Source organism: Bacillus sp. FSL R5-0447 (assembly GCF_038606125.1).
GTDB lineage: Bacteria > Bacillota > Bacilli > Bacillales > Bacillaceae > Bacillus > Bacillus velezensis.
On sequence record NZ_CP152012.1, the window covers coordinates 946983 to 966581 of the forward strand.

General features: G+C 48.4%; 18 protein-coding genes. 13 read left to right on the top strand and 5 right to left on the bottom strand.

All coding sequences use genetic code 11. The annotated features are described in order from the left end of the window. Window positions 1-229 precede the first annotated feature (229 nt). The 5 genes from NYE68_RS04875 to cyoE all read left to right on the top strand — a co-directional run bounded on the left by NYE68_RS04875 (window position 230) and on the right by cyoE (window position 6516). Window positions 230-1963, top strand: coding sequence for an ABC transporter ATP-binding protein (locus tag NYE68_RS04875; protein ID WP_254003611.1), 1734 nt, complete (start codon window positions 230-232; stop codon window positions 1961-1963). After that, on the top strand, window positions 1944-3761 hold the full coding sequence (locus NYE68_RS04880; RefSeq protein WP_015417048.1) for an ABC transporter ATP-binding protein: 1818 nt from the start codon (window positions 1944-1946) through the stop codon (window positions 3759-3761). The genes NYE68_RS04875 and NYE68_RS04880 overlap by 20 nt, the downstream gene beginning before the upstream one ends. 167 nt (window positions 3762-3928) lie before the next feature. Continuing rightward, window positions 3929-4333, top strand: a complete 405-nt coding sequence (locus NYE68_RS04885) for a DoxX family protein (RefSeq protein ID WP_007408534.1) — start codon at window positions 3929-3931, stop codon at window positions 4331-4333. Window positions 4334-4349: 16 nt separating this feature from the next. Then, window positions 4350-5207: a VOC family protein gene (locus NYE68_RS04890; RefSeq protein WP_031378894.1), complete on the top strand. Its 858-nt coding sequence runs from the start codon at window positions 4350-4352 to the stop codon at window positions 5205-5207. Between the two features lie 361 nt (window positions 5208-5568). Then, on the top strand, window positions 5569-6516 hold the full coding sequence (gene cyoE, locus NYE68_RS04895; RefSeq protein WP_324636049.1) for a heme o synthase: 948 nt from the start codon (window positions 5569-5571) through the stop codon (window positions 6514-6516). Window positions 6517-6553: 37 nt separating this feature from the next. On the opposite strand, the gene NYE68_RS04900 is transcribed toward cyoE, so the two are convergent. Beyond that, on the bottom strand, window positions 6554-7105 hold the full coding sequence (locus NYE68_RS04900) for a PadR family transcriptional regulator (RefSeq protein WP_012117104.1): 552 nt from the start codon (window positions 7103-7105) through the stop codon (window positions 6554-6556). 231 nt (window positions 7106-7336) lie between these two features. On the opposite strand from NYE68_RS04900, the gene NYE68_RS04905 reads away from it, so the two are divergent. From NYE68_RS04905 to bstA, 5 genes are all read left to right on the top strand, one after another. Continuing rightward, window positions 7337-7939 carry an NAD(P)H-dependent oxidoreductase gene (locus NYE68_RS04905; RefSeq protein ID WP_015417051.1) on the top strand — a complete coding sequence of 201 codons (603 nt, stop codon included), beginning with the start codon at window positions 7337-7339 and terminating at the stop codon, window positions 7937-7939. Next, window positions 7930-9018: an acyltransferase family protein gene (locus NYE68_RS04910; protein ID WP_033574998.1), complete on the top strand. Its 1089-nt coding sequence runs from the start codon at window positions 7930-7932 to the stop codon at window positions 9016-9018. The genes NYE68_RS04905 and NYE68_RS04910 overlap by 10 nt, the downstream gene beginning before the upstream one ends. A gap of 323 nt (window positions 9019-9341) precedes the next feature. After that, window positions 9342-11753, top strand: a complete 2412-nt coding sequence (locus NYE68_RS04915; protein WP_324636044.1) for a PEP/pyruvate-binding domain-containing protein — start codon at window positions 9342-9344, stop codon at window positions 11751-11753. 22 nt (window positions 11754-11775) lie between these two features. Further along, window positions 11776-12048, top strand: coding sequence for a ribonuclease inhibitor Barstar (locus NYE68_RS04920; RefSeq protein WP_007408543.1), 273 nt, complete (start codon window positions 11776-11778; stop codon window positions 12046-12048). Between the two features lie 25 nt (window positions 12049-12073). Then, window positions 12074-12616: a bacillithiol transferase BstA gene (gene bstA, locus NYE68_RS04925; protein ID WP_031378899.1), complete on the top strand. Its 543-nt coding sequence runs from the start codon at window positions 12074-12076 to the stop codon at window positions 12614-12616. Here bstA and NYE68_RS04930 read toward each other — a convergent pair. Beyond that, on the bottom strand, window positions 12576-14168 hold the full coding sequence (locus NYE68_RS04930) for an MFS transporter (RefSeq protein WP_324636043.1): 1593 nt from the start codon (window positions 14166-14168) through the stop codon (window positions 12576-12578). The two genes, bstA and NYE68_RS04930, sit on opposite strands and share 41 nt — an antisense overlap. Before the next feature lie 108 nt (window positions 14169-14276). Then, window positions 14277-14759 (bottom strand): MarR family transcriptional regulator, encoded by a 483-nt coding sequence (locus NYE68_RS04935; RefSeq protein ID WP_012117110.1) that lies wholly within the window; start codon window positions 14757-14759, stop codon window positions 14277-14279. A gap of 168 nt (window positions 14760-14927) precedes the next feature. Between NYE68_RS04935 and mprF the strand changes: the two genes are divergently transcribed. The 3 genes from mprF (at window position 14928) to NYE68_RS04950 (ending at window position 19138) form a co-directional block, all read left to right on the top strand. Further along, window positions 14928-17498, top strand: a complete 2571-nt coding sequence (gene mprF, locus NYE68_RS04940) for a bifunctional lysylphosphatidylglycerol flippase/synthetase MprF (protein ID WP_342494072.1) — start codon at window positions 14928-14930, stop codon at window positions 17496-17498. Window positions 17499-17592: 94 nt separating this feature from the next. Beyond that, window positions 17593-18477, top strand: a complete 885-nt coding sequence (locus NYE68_RS04945) for a PhzF family phenazine biosynthesis isomerase (RefSeq protein WP_324636041.1) — start codon at window positions 17593-17595, stop codon at window positions 18475-18477. Window positions 18478-18553: 76 nt separating this feature from the next. Continuing rightward, window positions 18554-19138: a nitroreductase gene (locus NYE68_RS04950; protein ID WP_015417058.1), complete on the top strand. Its 585-nt coding sequence runs from the start codon at window positions 18554-18556 to the stop codon at window positions 19136-19138. 39 nt (window positions 19139-19177) lie between these two features. On the opposite strand, the gene NYE68_RS04955 is transcribed toward NYE68_RS04950, so the two are convergent. Both NYE68_RS04955 and NYE68_RS04960 read right to left on the bottom strand, forming a co-directional pair. Further along, window positions 19178-19369 carry a YfhD family protein gene (locus tag NYE68_RS04955; protein WP_003155508.1) on the bottom strand — a complete coding sequence of 64 codons (192 nt, stop codon included), beginning with the start codon at window positions 19367-19369 and terminating at the stop codon, window positions 19178-19180. Between the two features lie 70 nt (window positions 19370-19439). Further along, window positions 19440-19550, bottom strand: coding sequence for a YfhE family protein (locus NYE68_RS04960; protein ID WP_003155504.1), 111 nt, complete (start codon window positions 19548-19550; stop codon window positions 19440-19442). Between the last annotated feature and the right edge of the window lie 49 nt (window positions 19551-19599).

Consider the following 19599-nt stretch of genomic DNA (forward strand, 5'->3'; position numbering starts at 1 on the left):
TTTTAAAATAAAAGGCTCCGGTTCAGGAGCTGGTAAAAAGAAAAGATAAGACAGCCTCCATATATCTGCACGCTTCATTCCCTCAATTTTTATCCTCAATGATTTCCGCTTTTTTTACACAAAATACATAATAAAAGTGGGAGTTCAAGGGTTAATCCTTTATTCATTTAAGACAAACAAATAAAATAAATATACATACATATTGAACAAAGGATTTGGAGGCTTACACATGTCAAAGGCTTTATCATATGTAAAACCGTATTCTCTTTTGGCGGGAATCGCTCTGTTTTTCATGCTCATCGAGCTTGCGGTAGAGCTGATACAGCCCCTGCTGATCGGGAAAATCATTGACGAAGGAATTTTAAAGCAGGATCTCGGAACGGTTTGGCTGTGGGGCGGCGTGATGATCGGACTGACCGCTGTTTCATTCGCATCGGGCATTTTAAATTCATTCTACTCCGCCCACATCAGCCAGAGCTATGCGTATGATACGCGAAAAGGGATTTTTCAAAAAATTCAATCCTTCTCCTATTCGACATTTGCGCAATTCTCATCCACATCGTTTATCACCCGGCTGACAAACGATGTGACACAGGTTCAGAATATGCTTTTCATGAGTCTCCGGTTTATGCTCCGGGCGCCGTTAATGATTGCGGGGGGCATTATTCTCTCGCTGACCGTCAATGCGAAACTCGGGTTTTTTCTGCTGATCACGGTGCCGATTTTGCTTTTGTTTTTGCTGTGGGTGCTGAAAAGAGGCGGCGCGCTGTTTCGGTCTGTGCAAAAGCGGCTTGATCAGGTCAACACGATCATGCAGGAAAACCTGACGGCGATCAAACTGATTAAAGCGCTCCTCCGTGCAAACCACGAAGTGAAACGTTTTTTGAAATCGAATACGAAGCTGATGGAAAAAACGGTCTCCGCTTTTCGTCTCGTGGAAGCGGCGATGCCGATTTTAATGCTGCTGATGAACATTTGTATTTTGTTTATCTTATGGTTCGGCGCCAAAAGCATTGCTCAGGGCGGAGCGCAGGTCGGCGATGTCGTTTCCGTCATTAACTATGCGACGCGGATTACAGGCGCGCTGTCCGTCCTTCCTTTTCTCATCATGGTATTTTCCCGGGCGAAGGCTTCCGGAGAAAGAATCGGCGAGGTGCTGGAAACAGAAGGCGGCGAGGGAACGGGGCAGGACCCGGCACGGGCGCTTGCAGGCGGGATTGAGTTTCGCGAAGTGTCCTTCCGCTATCCGGGCATGGAAAAAGACGCGCTGCATCACGTGTCCTTTTCTGCCAGCCTGAAAGAAACGGTTGCCATTATGGGCGCGACAGGTTCAGGAAAATCAACGCTTTTTCAGCTGATTCCGCGCCTGTACACGGCTGATTCGGGCAGTATTTTCATAGACGGCAAACCGATCGGTGAATTCTCCGCTTGCGGGCTGCGCAGGGAAATCGGCTATGTTCCGCAGGAAGTGCTTCTGTTTTCGGGCACCATCCGTGAAAATATCGCCTGGGGGCGGGAGGATGCTTCACTAGATGAAGTAATGGAGGCGGCCAAAGACGCGCAAATCCATGACACGATTATGAAGCTGTCAAACGGATACGACACGGTGCTGGGACAGCGGGGCGTCAATTTGTCAGGCGGGCAGAAGCAGCGGATTTCCATCGCGCGCGCTTTTATCAGAAAGCCGTCCCTCCTGCTGTTAGATGACAGTACGAGCGCGCTTGATCTTCAAACGGAAGCGAAGCTTTTACAAGCGATCAGATCCTATGAATGCACGACACTGATTATTACGCAGAAAATAACGACTGCGATGAAGGCTGACACCATATTATTGCTTGAAGACGGCGAACTGCTGGCCAAAGGCACGCACAAAGAGCTGATGGCACAGTCTCATCTGTACCGGCAGATTTATGAATCACAATTCGGAAAGGAGGGAGCTGACAATGCAAAAAGACATTCGTAAACCTTTCCGATATCCGAAAATACCGCTCAAATCAAATGAAGGCGGCAGAAAACGCGCGAAAGCAAAAGATACAAAAGGCACGCTGCGCAGAATCTGGTCTTATGTAGCCGAGAAAAAAGGGCTTTTAACCCTTGTGATCATCATGGTAGTCATAAGCGCCATATTCGGCCTGCTCGGACCGTTCGTCATCGGGAAAGCGATTGATCATTTTATCGTCGGGCAGACGACAGACGGATTGGCGGGGGTGCTGTTCATCCTGTTTGGGATTTACCTCGTGCAATCATTGTCCTTATGGTTTCAAAACTATTGGATGATCAATATCTCGCAAAGCACCGTGTTTAAAATGCGGAGCGAGCTGTTTACCCATCTGCATGAGCTGCCGATTCCGTTTTTTGATAAACAGCGGCTCGGGGACTTAATGAGCCGGGTCACCAATGATATCGAAAATGTCAGCTCCACTTTAAATACATCCGTCATTCAAGTGCTGTCGAGCGTCATTACATTCGTCGGCACAATCGCCGTCATGCTGTACATGAGTCCGCTTTTAACATTGATCACGCTTTTGATTATTCCGATCATGCTTTTGAGCATTAAATGGATCACCAACCGGACGGGATTGCTTTTTAAGCAGCAGCAGAAAAACCTCGGCGAGCTGAACGGTTTTATTGAAGAGTCGATATCAGGGGCGAAGGTCATTAAAGCCTATTCGAGGGAAGACCGCGTCATGGAACAATTTTTAGAAAAAAACGCGGCGTTACAATCATCGGGGTTTTGGGCGCAGACAATTTCGGGATTCATTCCGAAAGTCATGAACTCTTTAAACAATTTAAGCTTTACGATTATAGCGGCGGTCGGCGGGCTGTTTGCGCTGAAGGGATGGATTTCAATCGGTTCCATCGTCGTATTCGCCGAATATTCGCGGCAGTTCACGCGCCCTTTAAATGATTTAGCCAATCAGTTCAATACGATGTTATCGGCCATCGCCGGGGCTGAACGGGTGTTTGACGTGCTTGATGAAAAAGAGGAGCGGGAAGATGAAGAGCATGCGCTGTACCAGCCGATCAAAACGGGAGAGATTGAATTCCGAGATGTCTCCTTCGGCTATCATGAAGACAGCCCGATCTTAAAACACCTGTCCTTCAGCGTTCCGAAAGGACAGTCCATCGCCTTCGTCGGACCGACCGGAGCGGGTAAAACAACCATTACGAGCCTGATCGCCCGTTTTTACGAGCCGAATAACGGAAAAATCCTCATTGACGGAACGGACATCAAAAAACTGACGAGATCCAGTCTGAGAAAAAACATGGGGTTTGTCCTGCAGGATTCCTTTCTCTTTCAGGGCACCATCAGGGAAAATATTCGCTACGGCCGTCTGGATGCTTCTGACAAAGAGGTGGAGGAAGCCGCAAAAGCCGCCAATGCCCACGGGTTCATCGAACGGCTCCCGAAAGGCTATGATACTGTTCTTACCCAAAACGGCGCGGGCATCAGCCAAGGACAAAAACAGCTCATTTCCATCGCGAGAGCTGTGCTGGCAGACCCGGTGCTGCTCATTTTGGATGAAGCGACGAGCAACATTGACACAGTGACCGAAGTGAAAATACAAGAAGCGCTCGGCCGTTTAATGGCGGGCAGAACAAGCGTCATCATCGCTCACAGGCTGAACACGATTCAAAAAGCGGATCAGATTCTTGTGCTGAAAGACGGCGAAATGGCTGAAAAAGGAACCCATGCCGAACTTCTCAGCCAGAACGGGTTTTACCGGGAATTATATGAAAGCCAGTTCCGGGAATTATAGATAGGGAAAAAGACCTCCGACAGAGTGCGGAGGTCTTTTTTTCGCGAAGGCAAATAGTACTTTTAAGTTATTTTCGTTAAATGTAACAAAATTACTTGACGTAAATAAGTTATGTATATATACTAGCTTACATAAAGTAAGTGATAATAATTTTCAAGGAGGATTTTATGAATAAATCATTCGAAACAGGAACACTGCTTTTAAGGGTTGTAACAGGTATTATCTTTTTTGTTCACGGTTTATCCAAGTTTCAAGGGTTGGAAGGAACTACGCAATTTTTCCAGAGCATCGGGATTCCGGCCTTTATGGTCTATGTCATCGCGACGATTGAGCTTGTCGGCGGGGTTCTGATCTTTTTCGGTTTGGCAACGCGCATTATCGGCGTTCTGTTTGCCGTCACATTAGTCGGCGCCATCTTCACGGCGAAGCTTTCCTCACCATTTATGGGCGGATCGGAATTTGATTTCATCTTACTGGTTGCGTCAATTCACTTAGCGCTTTCAGGAAGCCGTCTGCTTTCATTGGATCAGCTCCTTTTCAAATCAAAAAAGGGAGAAACTTTTTCAGCATAAGAAAGAAGGCGTTCAAATGACCGGCATTCATCAAGATACGGCAATCGGTTATGTCAAATTGACCATTAAAAATATGGAACGCTCGCTCGGCTTTTACCGGAATGTAATCGGCCTTCAAGTCATCTCGCAGACAGATCGTTCAGCAAGACTGTCAGCAGACGGAAAACGCGTCCTGCTGGTGCTTGAAGAAAATCCAAGCGCCGTCGTTCTGCCGGAGCGGTCTGTCACCGGCCTTTACCATTTCGCGATACTTCTGCCTGACCGGAAAGAACTCGGCATCGCATTGGCCAGGCTGATTGAAAACGGCATCGCGCTCGGTCAGGGGGATCACGCGGTCAGTGAGGCTCTTTACCTGTCTGATCCGGACGGCAACGGTATTGAAATATACGCCGATCGTCCCCGCAGCACGTGGCGCCGGGATGCAGAGGGCAATTATGTCATGCAAACGGCGCCCGTCGATGTGGACGGGCTTTTGGAAGAAGCCGGAGCTGAACGGAAAAGCCGTCTTCCAGAAGGAACTGTTATCGGCCACATCCATCTTCATGTGACGGACTTACAGGAAGCCAAAGCGTTTTACACCGATATCCTCGGTTTTGACATTGTCGGCAATTACGCCGCCATGTCCGCTCTGTTTGTTTCAGCGGGAGGGTATCACCATCACATCGGTCTGAATATATGGGCCGGAAAACATGCGCCGCCGAAACCGGGAAATGCAAGCGGGCTGGATTATTACACCATCGCGCTGCCGCATCAAAAAGAGCTGTCACGTGTGACAAAAGCGCTGACCGATGCCGGCTTTGAGATCGAAGAAAAAGAAGAGGGCGTATTCGTCAAAGACCCTGTATCAGGGGCGGATATCGCATTTACACTGTAAGAAACAAACCTTGCCGTCTAATCGGCAAGGTTTTCTATTTTTCTGAAGTTTTCTTGAAAAGGCTCGGGAAAGAAGAACGTCGATTTGGAATATCCACACGGCTTTTGAGTGACTGAAGAGAGCGAACATCTCAGTCGCAAAAATGACGCGTGGAGCCGCCATCGCCGGCCCGAGCTCAGAGCATCCGCTGGATTGAAAAAGCTGTATGGGCAGGATTTGAATAGAAAAAGGCAAAAGCCGCATCCGGTCACAAGATGCGGCTTTTCATACACAATTTACAATTGTGTGAAAAATGCCCAAAATAAATTGTGCTTCCTGATTCTTCCTGATATGATAAGCCGAAAAAGGAGAACCTGAACAAATGAACTCAAATGCAGCACAGACGGAACAGCCGATGAAGCATAACGGAAACCGGGTGACGGTCAAGGACTTTATCATTCTTGCCAAACCGGGGATTATCATCTCAAATTCACTCGCCGCATTGGGCGGATTTTGGATCGCATGGATTCAGTCAGAAAGGACGGGCGGAGGGCCCGGTATATTTGCCGCCATGGCGGTTGCCATGATCGGAACGGCGTTAGTCATGGCATCAAGCACTGTTTTTAATAACTTTTTTGACCGCGGCATGGACGCAAAGATGGCGCGAACCCGCACCCGCGCCAGCGTCACGGGGAGAATACCGCCGCCGGTCATGATCCTGTACGGCACATGTCTCGGCGCATGCGGATTCATCATGCTTGTTTCGCTTAATGTACTGACCGCCGTTCTTGGCCTGCTTGCCTTTTTGCTGTATGCCGTCGTTTATACGCTTTGGTTTAAAAGACAATCCGTCTGGAGCACATTTGTCGGCAGCTTTCCCGGGGCGGCTCCGCCTTTAATCGGTTATTGCGCGCTCACCGGGTACATTGATATGCCCGCGATTTTGTTATACGCGATTATGTTTTTGTGGCAGCCGCCGCATTTCTGGGCGATCGGAATCAGGCGAAAGGAAGAGTATCGTGCCGCCGGCATTCCGCTTTTGCCGATCATAAAAGGCAACCGCGCCACAAAAATAAAAATGCTGCGCTATATTGCCGTTCTGACTGCGGTTTCGCTGCTCGTTCCTCTTTATATAGACGTCAGCCCGTTTTATACCGCGTCCGCTCTCCTGCTCGGAGCCATCTGGCTGTACCGGAGCGTCAAAGGCTTTCAGGCGGCGGATGACACGCAATGGTCGAAGGGGATGTTTTTTTATTCGATTGTGTATTTCAGTCTGCTTTTTCTTATTTTAATGGCTGATTCATTTATCAATGCGGTTCTCAGAACGTAAACAGGCGGCTTGCAGATACAGAGCCGCCCCGTTTTGGTTATGCTTTTTTGATGAGAGCCAAAATATCTTCAAGCCAGGAAATATAATTCCGTTCCCGCTCAAGCGCTTTTGTCAGCACGAGATAATGGCCGAAATCAGGAGAAGAAAATGAATCCGCCTCCGCGGACGATGTCATCAGTTCTTGATAACTGTTTTCCAGATCGGACAATTTCTCCTTCCGCTTTACGAGCTGATCGGTGAATAGCTCATCCGCTTCTTCCTGCGTCAAAGCTGAGATGAAATAAGCCTTCAGCATAAATTCATCCTTCACCGTTTCAGGAATCGGGTCTTTTTTCGTCAGCCAGGCAGCAAGCTCCAGCTCTCCCTTGTCAGTCAGCGTGTACATTTTTTTCTCAAGCTTTGTTCCTTGAATCGCAGTGCGAAACGTAATAAATCCCTCAGCCGTCAGTTTTTTTAATTCCGGATAAATCTGGCTGTGCTTGGCGCTCCAAAACTGGCCGAGCTCTTCCTTAAAATAGCTCGATATATCATATCCGCTCAATTCGCCTTTTCGCAAAAGCCCTAAAATCGCGTACTTTAAAATTCTCATGTTGTCCTCCAAGCCATTCATTTGACAGCTAGTATACCATACGGCCGCTCAAAAACGCAGAAGTGCCGGATGCTTGTCATTGAATCCGCGGCGGCAAAATCAGCAAAAATATGCAGAAAGGGGTTATCGAAACGGCAGCAGAACGGAAAAAGCCTTTCTCGTGTCTTTGCCTCATTCATATGACATCATGATATAATCATTGTAAAAATTAAGAAATAATGGGAGGGACATATGAAGACGGTGATTGTGTATGCAAACCCGGATGAGAACAGTTTCAATGCGGCTCTCGTAAAATACGTCGTCATGGCTTTAAAGGACAGCGGCCAAAGCTATACGGTCATTGACTTATACGCCGACCAATTTGATCCCGTGCTGAAGTACGGCGGCGAAAAAAAGCGCTCTGACATGAACCGGGACGCTGAAACGAAGAAATACCGGAAACTGATGAAAGAAGCGGATCATCTCATTTTCATCTACCCGCTGTGGTGGGGAGGCGTTCCGGCGATTATGAAAGGCTTTTTTGACAGAGTGCTTGTCGCCGGAGAAGCCTACACATATGAAAAAGGCCGCGTAAAAGGACTGCTCCGGGCAGAGACGGCACAGGTCTTTTATACGGCGGATTCCCCGGGCTGGTACTTAAAGTGGTTCCGGAAAAACTCGGACTGGATTACGCTGAAAAAAGGCATTCTGCAATTTTGCGGCATTCAAAAAGCCGAGCGGAACCTTTTTTCTGTCGTCAAAACGAGCACACCCGAGCTGCGGGAAAAATGGCTGCGCCAAGCATACGCTAAAGTCCGGCGCGCTTGTGAAAAAGGAGCGGCCGCATGCAGATAAAAGAAATTTTCGTGATTCGCTGCCTGTCCTGTTTAAGTGTGGTTCTGCTTCACGTAGTTTCAATGGTGCTGATGATTCAGGAAGAGTCCTTAGCCAGTGCCGCCCATACAGTTGATGCTTTTCGGACCCTGTTGATGTTCAGCACGCCGGCGTTTATCTTTATTTCGGAATTTCTGCTTGCCAGGTCATACCCGGGAGGCGTTCCCGCGGGTTTTTTAAAGAAAAGGGGCAAAGTCATTTTCGTGCCGTTTCTGTTTATTGCCGCGGTGGATGCCATTTTAATGAAAAGCGTGGCGGAAGAAGGAGCCGGATTCGTTTCAGTGATCGGTAAATTTTTAGAGAATGTGTTTTTAGGAAACTTCATCGGCTACTTCATTCTTGTGATCTTTCAATTTTACATTCTCCATATGCTGCTGCACCGCTGGCTGAACAACAAATCTCCCATGTGGGTGCTGTCTGTTTCGTTTATCATCAACGCCGTCTATCTGGCTTACTTTTCCATCTTTCATCCGCCGGCATCATCGGGGCTTGATTCTATTTTTCCGTTCTTTTGGGTTCCGTTTCCGGGCTGGGTGTTTTATTTCTGTCTGGCATTTTATTGCGGAAAGGAATATCCGCGTTTTTTATCGCTCATGAATCAGTACCGTTATGCGGTTTACTTCAGTGCGGCCGTATCGGCAATATTGATTGTGGCCGTTTCATATATCAGCGGCGGCTCCATTTCCTCTAAGCGTCCGGATATTATGATTTACGCGGTCAGTATGATCTTTCTGTGTTTTCATCTGTTTTCAAAGCTCAAAAAAGTGCCCGCGATTGTGATGATGATCAGCAACTATTCGTTTTCAATCTATCTGCTGCACTCCTACTTTTTAATCAGCGGATATCTTCTGGAAGGCTATTTGCGATCAATGCCTTTAGCGGCTGCCATCCTTCTTTTATTTTTGATCTGCACGCTCGGTCCCATTTTCGTATCTTGGGTGTGCAACCATTTCAGATACGGATACCTGTTTGTCGGGAAAGTGTATCAGCCGAAGCAGACCAAAAGAAATACGGCGGCGCATCAAGGCCGCACAGTCTGAAAAAAAGGCGGCGTTTCAGCCGCCTTTTTTGATACGGAAGTTGTACATAACCTGCAAACGAAACCCTCCGCGGCAAGCCGGAAGCGAATGCCAGGCAAGCAGTATCGGGCCGCCTATCTCTAATTTTAATAGCGCTTTCACTGTAAGGCTTAAGACCCCGCCTGTGGCCGTTTTGACGGATGCATTTATGACAACATAACGCCATCGATTTTCTCCCTTGTGAAGACCGATATATTGTATACTTATAGGAAATACTTTCAAAAAAAGTGAAAAAGAGAAAAACTGTGAGCTTGGATGAACGACTAAAAAGGAGCGGGGACATTATGAATGACTGTGTCAAAACATTCGGAGAACTTCCGGACGAACTTTATTCCTTTGCGGGAGGAAAAGGAAGCATTCTCTCTAAAATGTATCAAAGCGGGTATCCTGTGCCTGAAGGGTTTGTGATTTTGCCGTCTGCCTTTCAGGACGGACAGCTGCGCCATCAGGCGAGAGAGGCTATTGATCAATATGTGAAATCCATCCGCAGCCGCCATGCATCTGCGTTGTTTGCCGTACGATCATCCGCGCTGAGCGAGGATTCCGCTCAGGCTTCCTTTGCCGGAGAATTCGATACGGTGTTGAATGTCAAAACAGATCAAGACATGTCCAGGGCGATTGATGAAGTCCGCCGGTCGGTACAGTCAGAAAGAGTAAAGGTGTACAGCGCCGTTCAGGGAATGGAAGATGAGCATGAAATCGCAATCGTCATCCAGCTGATGATACCGTCTGAGATATCCGGAGTGCTGTTTACCGCAGATCCGATTACGGGGAGCAGGCGGGAGATGACAGGCAATTACGTCTACGGTCTCGGGGAGCAGCTCGTTTCCGGGGAAGCCGATGCTTATTCTTTTAAACTGGCACGGCCCAAGAAAAAATATGACGGCCCCGGGGAATTTCGCAAATATGCGTCAAAGCTCTATAAACTGGCGAAAAAGCTGGAAAAAGATCTTGGAGGGCCGCAGGATATTGAATGGGCCGCCGCGGGCGGGACATTGTATATTCTTCAATCCCGCCCGATTACGACCTTACAGGCCGGAAATCTGGAAACCTATGAATGGAATGCTTCTTTCAGCGGTGATTTTTTATGGACAAACACAAATATAGGAGAAGCGATTCCCGATGTGATGACGCCGCTGACATGGTCGCTCCTCCGGAATCTGGATGAAGAGTCGGGCATCATTCCGGGCTATTATGTCTGGTCCGGCAATATTTGCGGCAGAGCCTATAACAATATGAGCCAGCCTCTTTCCGTTCTCGCCGCTTTCGGTCTGAATCCGAAAGGCGGAAAAATAGGAAAAATGATGAGCGATACATTGGGAGAAATCCCGGCGGAAATGAAGATTCCTTTATATCCGTTCTCAAAGTATGAACTTCTGAAGATCATCTCGAAAAAACTGAAACCGTATCTGTCGAAAATGAAGCTCGCGAAAAAAAACATGTCCTCCTACTTGGACGAATCGCCGGAGTGGTGCCGGAATATTGAGGAAAAGCTGAAACGTGCCGAAACGGAGCGGGCATTATTAGCGATATGGAACAATGAGATCTATCCGTATTTATGCAACGCGTGGTTTGCGCTAATATCCGGCGGGCGTGATTCTGCGCAATCCTCTTCGTCGTTAACCTCTCAATTAACAAAACTCGCAGGGATAGAAGATGCGAATCTCCTGCTCTCCAATCTGAGGGGAAAAGGCGGACTGGCAAGCCTGGAGCCGATTATCGGCATTGATCAAGTCATGAAAGGCCGTATGAGCGAGGAAGAATATCTCAGGAACCAAGGCCACCGAGGCCCGCATGAATACGAACTTTCCATACCGCATCCGGGAGAAAACCGGGATTGGCTGACGAAGCAGATCAAAGAACACAAGGAGTCGGGTATTGATGCCGAACAACTGCTTTTGAAACAGCAGCGGGCGCATGAACAGGCCTTCCGAAGATTTGAAGAAAAGTTTCCTCATAAGGTCAAATGGCTCAAAGCCAAAATGGAAAAAGCGTCAGAATACGCGAATATGAGAGAAACAACCAGATCAGAATTTGTCAGGGTGTACCGGACAGCCAGAGCATTCGCGCTCAGAGCGGCGGAAATGACCGGCATGGAGGACGATATTTTCTTCTTGTATCTGCATGAAATAACCGATCTGCTCGCGGGGAAAGAGCCGGCGGTTGCGTCGATTCAAGCGAGAAAGCAAAACTATGAAACCTATAAAAAACTGCCGCCGTTCCCATCCGTTATTAACGGAAGATTCAATCCGTTTAAATGGGCTGAAAATCCTGACAGAAGAGCGGATTATTACGATGCTTTTATGCCTGCGGAAACTGATGATGCGCACACTTTAAAAGGTTTCGCGGGAGCGGCCGGGAGAGTGGAGGGCATTGTCCGTGTCCTTGATGTCCCGGAAGACGGGGATTCTTTTGCGGCGGGGGAAATTTTAGTGACGTCGACAACCAATGTAGGCTGGACCCCGCTTTTTCCAAGAGCGGCCGCTATCATAACGGACGTCGGCGCCCCTTTGTCCCACGCGGCGATCGTTGCCCGGGAACTGGGGATTCCTGCCGTTGTCGGGTGCGGAAATGCAACGTCAAAACTGAAAACGGGGGACAGGGTGGCCGTTGACGGCGGGCAAGGCATTGTCCAGCTGGAACCGCGGCAGACTCCGGTCACTTCTGAAGAGGAAAATGGTAAACTGATAGAATAAAAACATGGGAAAGGAGCCGCGTATGAATAAAGCAGTTATTAACGGGGAGCAAATCAGAAGTATGAGCGACCTGCACCAGACATTGAAAAAGGAACTTGCCCTTCCTGAATACTACGGTGAAAACCTTGACGCTTTATGGGATTGTCTGACCGGCTGGGTGGAATACCCCCTCGTTTTAGAATGGAGACAGTTTGAACAAAGCAAGCAGCTTACAGAAAATGGCGCCGAGAGTGTGCTTCAGGTCTTTCGTGAAGCGAAAGCGGAAGGCTGTGACATCACCATCATACTTTCATAATACGAGCAACGGGAGAGAGACAAAAATGGAAAAACAAACTCTCAGCTATCCGATTGGAGAATATCAGCCGGCTGAATCGATTTCGGCCGGACAGAAACAAGAATGGATCAATGCGCTCGAACACGCTCCGGCCAAACTGAAACAAGCTGTCAGAGCGATGTCGGACAGTCAGCTTGATACGCCGTACCGCGAAGGGGGATGGACTGTCCGCCAAGTGGTTCACCATCTGGCGGACAGCCACATGAACGGCTATACCCGGTTTAAATTGAGCTTAACGGAGAATGAACCGGAAATCCGTCCTTATGATGAAAAAGGCTGGGCCGATCTTCATGATTCCAAAACCGCCGCTTGCGGGGATGCGCTTGAGCTGTTAGCGATCCTGCACAGAAGATGGGCCGCTCTTTTGCGCTCCATGACGAAAGCCCAATTCAAACGGACATACTTCCATCCTGTATCTAAAGAGACGGTTACGCTGGAACAAGCGCTCGGACTATATGTCTGGCACTCTGAACATCACATCGCCCATATTACTGAGCTTTCCCGGAGGATGGGCTGGCATCTGTCTTAGAGGATGCCGGCTTTCGGAAAAACGCCAAAACAGCCGCAGATACAATCGTGCATAATGAAATGACGGCGGCTGCCGTATAAAGATGGTGGTAGCCGCTGGCAATGCCCGCTTCAATCGCATCAGAAACCGCTTTTTTGACAGCGGGAACGGGGATTCGGCTTACCTGCTCCTGCAACGAAGAAAGTCCGCCGCCGATATCCGGCGTTTGCGCCTGATCAGCGGGAATGCCGCTTTTCGCTAAACGGTTTTTGATGTCATCTCCGATCCGGTCAAAGCCCGCTGTAATGAAGCCGGCATATAAAGCCGGAGCGAGCGTCAGCCCGACCTGCCTTACGAGTGACAGCGTGCCGAGCGCTGTTCCTTTGTTTTGGCCCGCCGTTTCTGATACAAGCACATTCAGCGGAGCCCCGAGCAGAAATCCGAAACCGATCCCCGCAATGACACTCGCTGTGACAAATTCCCATTTATCCGTCACCCATAACGGAAACAGGATGAAGCCTGCAAATGCGATGGCGCCTGATACAACCGCGGAAAAGACCGGACCTTTTTTATCCGTGATCGCCCCGCCGAGCCACGCTCCGATTCCTGACGCCAACGCGAGCGGCGTCATCCAATAACCCGCTTTCTCCGCCGATACGTGCAAATATTGCTCCGCATAAGAAGGAATAAAAATGACCGCAGCGAGCAGCCCTCCCGATAAAAATCCGATGACGAGCGTCCATTGAAACACTTTATTTTGCAGCAGCGAGTAGGCGAGAATCGGATCGCCCCCTCGGTTTTCAACCCGCTTTTCGACCTTAAGCAGCACCAGAAAGAGAAGTGCAGCTCCCAAAAGATAACCGTACACCTTTACGTTCATTATGCTTTCTGACAGCTTCGCCCCATCGAGATTCGTGATACCGATCATGCAAGATAAGATCGCAAGAGACAGCAGCATTGTGCCGGCGAGGTCAAGCCGTTTCGCCTCAGGCTCTTTCGTTTCAGCGATAAACAAACCGCCGCACACAACCAAAGCGGCGGCAATCGGCAGATTAATCAAGAACAGCCAATGCCACGATCCGGTTACATCAAGCAAAAAGCTCCCGATATTCGGTCCGAGGACGGCCGCCATACCGTTCATCGCCCCTAAAAGCCCGAGAGCTTTCCCCTGTTTCTCCTTCGGAAGCACGGCCAGCACATGCGAACTCCCGATAATAAAAATTCCGCCGCCGCCAAGCGCCTGAATGAGCCGTGCCGCCAAAAACATCGGGAAGCTCTGACTGAGTGCGACAAGCAAAGAGCCGAGTCCGAACAGCCCGACTTCAATTATAAACAGCTTTTTCCGCCCGTATCGGTCCGACAGCTTGCCGACAATCGCCACACTGACACTGAGTCCCAATGTGTAAAGGGTCACTCCCCACGATCCCCATGAAGGAGAAACATCAAAAGAGCTGTTAATCGTCGTCAGAGCAGCGGAAATAATTCCGTTGTCCAGCGCCGCCATGAACACACCGATCGTAAAGAGAGTGATGGCCCGGCTCTGGTTTTTTTCTGTTTGCAATGGCTCCGGCATACTGATCAATCCTTCCGTTTTTAATTCACTTTGAATATATTATTCACTTCAAGTGAATTAAATGTCAAACAAAAAAAGGCCGCCGATACCGGCAGGCCTTTTTCATCTCTATCCCTGTTTGGAAGAATCAAGCGCTCTTGCCAAAATGGCAAGCCCTTGATTGACCGTTTGTTTTTCTTCAGCGGTCAGCGTTTCCAATGAACGCTTCAATTTTACATGTCCTTTTTGATAAAGGCTGCGGAAAATATCTTTCGCGTTTTCCGTTAATTGAACGACGACTGAACGGCGGTCTTCTTCTGACGGAGCGCGTGTAATGAAACATGATTTTTCTAAACGGTCAAGCAGCCCCGTCGTATTTGAAAGGGAAGCGCCCATTTTCTCCGCTATGTCACTCACCTTAAGCGTCCCGTGGTTGTTCAGAAGCATCAGCACTTTCATTTGCGGCATGCTCATATCAAGCTTCATCCACTCCGATACATCGCCGAGCCCCGCCGATGTCATCACTTTCATGTACAGCACCCAAATATCCCGTTCCTCAGGAGAAAAAATATCGCCGCTTAATACTGTTGTATCATGCAGATTATAATCCATCGTCTCACTTCCTCATTCATACTCCTGCATACCATATTACTGATTTTAATCAGAGAAAGAAAGTTGCAGACGAGTTTTGTTTGAATGTGAGGTGGTAGTGTATAATATGTTGGAGATTATTGGGGGAATTATAATAAATAAGCTATTTTATGATGATTGGAGAGAACATTGCTGACTAAAAAGAATGCCTTATCGATATTAAAAGTATTATTTCCTATTGCAGTTTTGCTTTTAGTCATTTATCAGTCCAAAAAGGAATTGACAGACCTTTCTTTTAAACGAACGCTGTACATTATTAACGGGATTGAGCGTTACGATTTATTTATTCTCGTTCTGCTCGGCCTTCTTGCCGTCAGCGCGATGTCCTTTTATGACTTTGTGCTGAAACGGACGCTTCGCCTCAACATTCCGAATTGGAAAGTATTCAGGGTCTCTTTTATCGCCAATTCCTTTAACAATGTCCTTGGATTCGGCGGTCTGGCGGGTGTCGGGCTGCGGACGATGCTTTACAAAGAACATACGAATGACGTAAAACGCCTCGTCGCAGGCATCGCCTGGCTTACGTCCTCAGCGCTGCTCGGGCTGTCCGTCTTCAGTATCCTGACCATCGCCCGCGTTCTGCCGGTTGGAGAGATTACAGGTGAGAAACCGTGGCTGTGGGCTGTTATCGCCGGAGTGGCGCTAATTGTGCCGGCAGCCTTAATCGCCGCTGGGATCAACAATAAAAAAGCTGGCGCAGAAGACGGTGAAGCAAAACCGAGGCATCCGGTTTTTTCTTACATCGGGGCATCGTTTGCCGAATGGTTTGCGGCGGCTGTCGTCATGTATTATTCCCTGTACGTCATGGGAATTCACGCGGATGTCCGCCATGTATTCGGTGTATTTGCCATTGCCGCTATCGGGGGAATCATCAGTCTTGTGCCGGGAGGATTCGGTTCGTTTGACCTTCTGTTTCTGCTCGGCATGCAGAATATGGGCTTTCCGCAGGAGGCGGTTGTGACATCCATCGTCATCTACCGGATTGTGTATTCATTTATTCCGTTTGTGTTCGGGCTGTTCTTTGCGGCTGGCGATTTAACGGAAAATACGCTTAAACGGCTGGAATCAAATCCGAAGATGGCGCCTGCTGTGGAAACGACGAACGTGCTTCTCGTATTCCAGCGCGCTATCTTAATCAGGGTACTTTACGGTTCGCTGTCGCTTTTGGTTTTCATGGCGGGAGTCGTCGTGCTGGCGTCCGTCGCCCTGCCGATTGACAGGGAGACGGTCATCCCGCATATTCCGCGCCCGGCGCTCCTTGCGTTTAACGCGTTATCGTTAAGCGCGGCTTTGATTCTTTTAATCCTGCCGATTGAATTATACAAACGGACGAAACGTTCTTATTCAATGGCGGTTGCCGCGCTGGTCGGCGGTTTTGTGTTCAGTTTCTTAAAAGGATTGAACATCAGCGCGATCTTTATTCTGCCTGTCGTCATCGTATTGCTTGTGCTGTTAAAGCGGCAGTTTATCAGAGAGCAGGCTTCGTATACGCTCGGCCAGATGATTTTTGCGGCCGCTCTGTTTATTATCGCCTTGTTTAACTACAATCTCATTGCCGGCTTTATTTGGGATAAAATGAATCGGCTCTTGCGCCACGACTATTTCGTTCATAACAATTCGCACATTACATATGCCACGATGACGGCTATTATTGTTGTGCCGCTGTTTTTCCTTTTGTTTACGTTCTTTTATCATAAAAGATCGAAGCCGATCGGAGAAGAGGCCGATCCTGAACGGCTGAAGTCCTTTTTGGCGGAAGAAGGCGGAAATGCGCTCAGCCATCTCGGCTTTCTCGGGGATAAGCGGTTTTATTTCTCAAGCGACGGCAAAGCGCTTTTATTGTTCAGCCAGATTTCCAGAAGGCTTGTCGTGCTCGGGGATCCGTCAGGACAGAGAGACTCTTTTCCGCTTGTGATTGAGGAATTTCTGAATGAAGCGCATAAGCAGGGGCTGAGTGTCATGTTTTATCAGATCGAACGTGAAGATCTGGCGCTGTACCATGACTTCGGCTATAACTTCTTCAAGCTTGGAGAAGAAGCGTTCGTGGATATGGAGGCCTTTACGCTCTCAGGTAAGAAAAAAGCGGGGCTGCGGGCGATTAACAACAAATTTGACCGCGAAGGCTACACATTTCATGTCGGGGAACCGCCGTTTTCCTCCGAGTTTATCGCCAAGCTGAAAGACATTTCGGACGAATGGCTCGGACCGAAAAAAGAGAAAGGTTTTTCTCTCGGTTTCTTCGACCGGGATTATTTGGAACAGGCGCCGGTTGCTTACGTGAAAGACGAGGAAGGGGAGATCATCGCTTTTGCCAACCTGATGCCGATGTATCAGGAAGGCGAGATATCCGTCGACTTGATGCGTTATCGGAAAAGCGCGCCGAACGGTATTATGGACGCGCTTTTCATCCGTCTGTTTCTCTGGGCGCAGGAAAAAGGCTATACCACCTTCAATATGGGCATGGCGCCTTTGTCAAACGTAGGAACGGCTTTTACATCTTTCTGGTCGGAAAGAATCGCGGCCGTCATCTTCAACAACGTCCGGTATATGTACAGCTTCAGCGGGCTGCGGGCCTTTAAAGAAAAATACAAACCGGAGTGGCGCGGGAAATACTTGGCGTACCGCAAAAACAGATCGCTGTCCGTCACGATGATCCTCGTCACCCGCCTGATCGGAAAAACCAAAAAAAGACGCCGTTAAAAGGCGTCTTTTTTTTTGAATAATTAACTAAAAATTCTAATTTTACTCTGTTATACTGAATAACATGATCATAAGGTGAAAGGAAGGCTGATGAATGAAACAGGCAACCGTGTTTAAATATGAAGCGTTTTCCGATATTCCGGATTTGGGAAATCCCGCGGGAATCGTCTTTAACGGAGATGATTATTCAGATGCAGAGATGCAGATGATCGCCGAAATGGCAGGGTACAATGAAACCTCTTTTCTCTGTAAAAGCGGAGAAGCCGATCTGCGCATCCGCTATTTTACACCCGGCCACGAAATGAATTTATGCGGACATGCTACCGTCGCCTCTCTTTACGCATTAATTGAAAAGGGAAGGCTTCAGGCTGATCAGACATATCAAATTGAAACAAAAGCCGGCATTCTTCCCGCAAAAGCCGCTGAACGAAACGGCCGGGTATACATCACACTCGATCAGGCTCCCCCGCAATTTCTGCCGTTTACGGGCGACAAAGAAAAGCTTGCGGCCTCGCTCGGGATTACGGCTGAGGATTTTCACAGCGGGCTGCCGATTGTCTACGGATCAACGGGGATCTGGACACTGATTGTTCCGCTGAGATCACTTAAAGCATCACGGAATATGGTGCCGGACAACGCACAATTCCCCGCTATTTTGCGCGATCTTCCGAAAGCGAGCGTTCATCCGTTTTCTCTGGAAACCGTTCATCCGGAAAGTGATCTGCACGGACGCCATTTTTCTTCCCCTTTCTCCGGAACGACCGAGGATCCCGTCACGGGAACCGCTTCAGGCGTCATGGCAGCCTATATGCGGCAATACGGAGGCTCTGAAGCCGAATGCCTCACAATTGAACAAGGCCAGGAAATCGGGAAAGACGGAAAAGTGGAAATCAGGATCGCGGAGGAAAACGGAGAGATGAACATCAAGATGACGGGAACGGCCGTGTATGCCGAAACAATCAATTTTCAGCTTCCGTAACGGTTTACAAAAGCCGGTCGTATCCGTTATATTATAAATGATAATCATTTTCATTTGGATAGGAAGGTGAATCGGCATGCCGAAAACCGAACAATTACAGCAAAACGAAAGTCTTGCACATACAATCAGAAACAGAAGATCCATCCGGTCGTTTAAACCGGAAACCGTACCTTCTGAAGTCATATTAGATATGCTTGAAACCGCCGTTTACGCACCGAACCACAGGCTGACGGAGCCATGGCGTTTTATCTACGCAGCAAGCGAAGCGGGAAAAGCAAAGCTTGCGGACAGCTACGTCTCATTTTTCAAAAAGATAAAAGATGATTTCAACGAGGAAAAAGAGCGGAACATGAGAAAAAATCTCAGCGCCGTTCCGGGATTTTTGCTGGTCGTCTTTAAAGAAGATGAAAATGAATTTACGAGAAACGATGATTTTGCGGCGCTGAGCGGCATGATTCAAAACCTTCAGCTTCTCGCACATGAAAACGGCATCGGCATGGTCTGGAAAAGCGGCCGCATTATGTATGACAAACAGGTGCACCAAGACTTCGGCCTTGCTGACAATGAGCGCTTTGCCGCCATCATTCAAACGGGCTATCCGGATGAACAGCCTAAGGCGAAAGAACGGACGCCGGCAAAAAGCCTGTTTACCGAACTGTAAAAAAAATCCCCGTCTCTATACAGAGGCGGGGATTTCGTATTAGCGGGTTTTGCTTTTAGCTCTGTTGTCAGCGGCTTTCATCCGCGCCTGCGCTTCGCGGTCAGCGGAATCAGCAAGCTCGCTTGAATATTCCTCATATGTGCCGTCTGTTTCGCGTTTCAAAGCATCCGGAACTTGAGGAAGTTTTTGTTTGTTTTTATCACGGTTTTTGTGAGTATGATTTCTGCCCATATCAATCGCCCCCTGAAAAAAGTGATATCAAACAAACATAGTATCTGCCCGGTTCCGATCTTTATTCAGTTTACTTCCGTTTGGCTGCTCTTTCCGCTTTTTTGAATTCACCGGAATAAAGGACTTCCTGCATTTTTTTCAGATTGGCTCCCTGCTGATGTTTTTCGCGCTTCTTTTCCATAAAAGAAGACCCTCCTTCAAAACAGAATACCAATAGGATTGGCTTTTAT

What these genes read in the sequence shown, in the direction of transcription:
- NYE68_RS04875 (WP_254003611.1), top strand. Translation starts at nt 230, where the DNA reads ATGTCAAAGGCTTTATCATATGTAAAACCGTATTCTCTTTTGGCGGGA.
- NYE68_RS04880 (WP_015417048.1), top strand. Translation starts at nt 1,944, where the DNA reads ATGCAAAAAGACATTCGTAAACCTTTCCGATATCCGAAAATACCGCTC.
- NYE68_RS04885 (WP_007408534.1), top strand. Translation starts at nt 3,929, where the DNA reads ATGAATAAATCATTCGAAACAGGAACACTGCTTTTAAGGGTTGTAACA.
- NYE68_RS04890 (WP_031378894.1), top strand. Translation starts at nt 4,350, where the DNA reads ATGACCGGCATTCATCAAGATACGGCAATCGGTTATGTCAAATTGACC.
- cyoE (WP_324636049.1), top strand. Translation starts at nt 5,569, where the DNA reads ATGAACTCAAATGCAGCACAGACGGAACAGCCGATGAAGCATAACGGA.
- NYE68_RS04900 (WP_012117104.1), bottom strand. Translation starts at nt 7,105, where the DNA reads ATGAGAATTTTAAAGTACGCGATTTTAGGGCTTTTGCGAAAAGGCGAA.
- NYE68_RS04905 (WP_015417051.1), top strand. Translation starts at nt 7,337, where the DNA reads ATGAAGACGGTGATTGTGTATGCAAACCCGGATGAGAACAGTTTCAAT.
- NYE68_RS04910 (WP_033574998.1), top strand. Translation starts at nt 7,930, where the DNA reads ATGCAGATAAAAGAAATTTTCGTGATTCGCTGCCTGTCCTGTTTAAGT.
- NYE68_RS04915 (WP_324636044.1), top strand. Translation starts at nt 9,342, where the DNA reads ATGAATGACTGTGTCAAAACATTCGGAGAACTTCCGGACGAACTTTAT.
- NYE68_RS04920 (WP_007408543.1), top strand. Translation starts at nt 11,776, where the DNA reads ATGAATAAAGCAGTTATTAACGGGGAGCAAATCAGAAGTATGAGCGAC.
- bstA (WP_031378899.1), top strand. Translation starts at nt 12,074, where the DNA reads ATGGAAAAACAAACTCTCAGCTATCCGATTGGAGAATATCAGCCGGCT.
- NYE68_RS04930 (WP_324636043.1), bottom strand. Translation starts at nt 14,168, where the DNA reads ATGCCGGAGCCATTGCAAACAGAAAAAAACCAGAGCCGGGCCATCACT.
- NYE68_RS04935 (WP_012117110.1), bottom strand. Translation starts at nt 14,759, where the DNA reads ATGGATTATAATCTGCATGATACAACAGTATTAAGCGGCGATATTTTT.
- NYE68_RS04945 (WP_324636041.1), top strand. Translation starts at nt 17,593, where the DNA reads ATGAAACAGGCAACCGTGTTTAAATATGAAGCGTTTTCCGATATTCCG.
- NYE68_RS04950 (WP_015417058.1), top strand. Translation starts at nt 18,554, where the DNA reads ATGCCGAAAACCGAACAATTACAGCAAAACGAAAGTCTTGCACATACA.
- NYE68_RS04955 (WP_003155508.1), bottom strand. Translation starts at nt 19,369, where the DNA reads ATGGGCAGAAATCATACTCACAAAAACCGTGATAAAAACAAACAAAAA.
- NYE68_RS04960 (WP_003155504.1), bottom strand. Translation starts at nt 19,550, where the DNA reads ATGGAAAAGAAGCGCGAAAAACATCAGCAGGGAGCCAATCTGAAAAAA.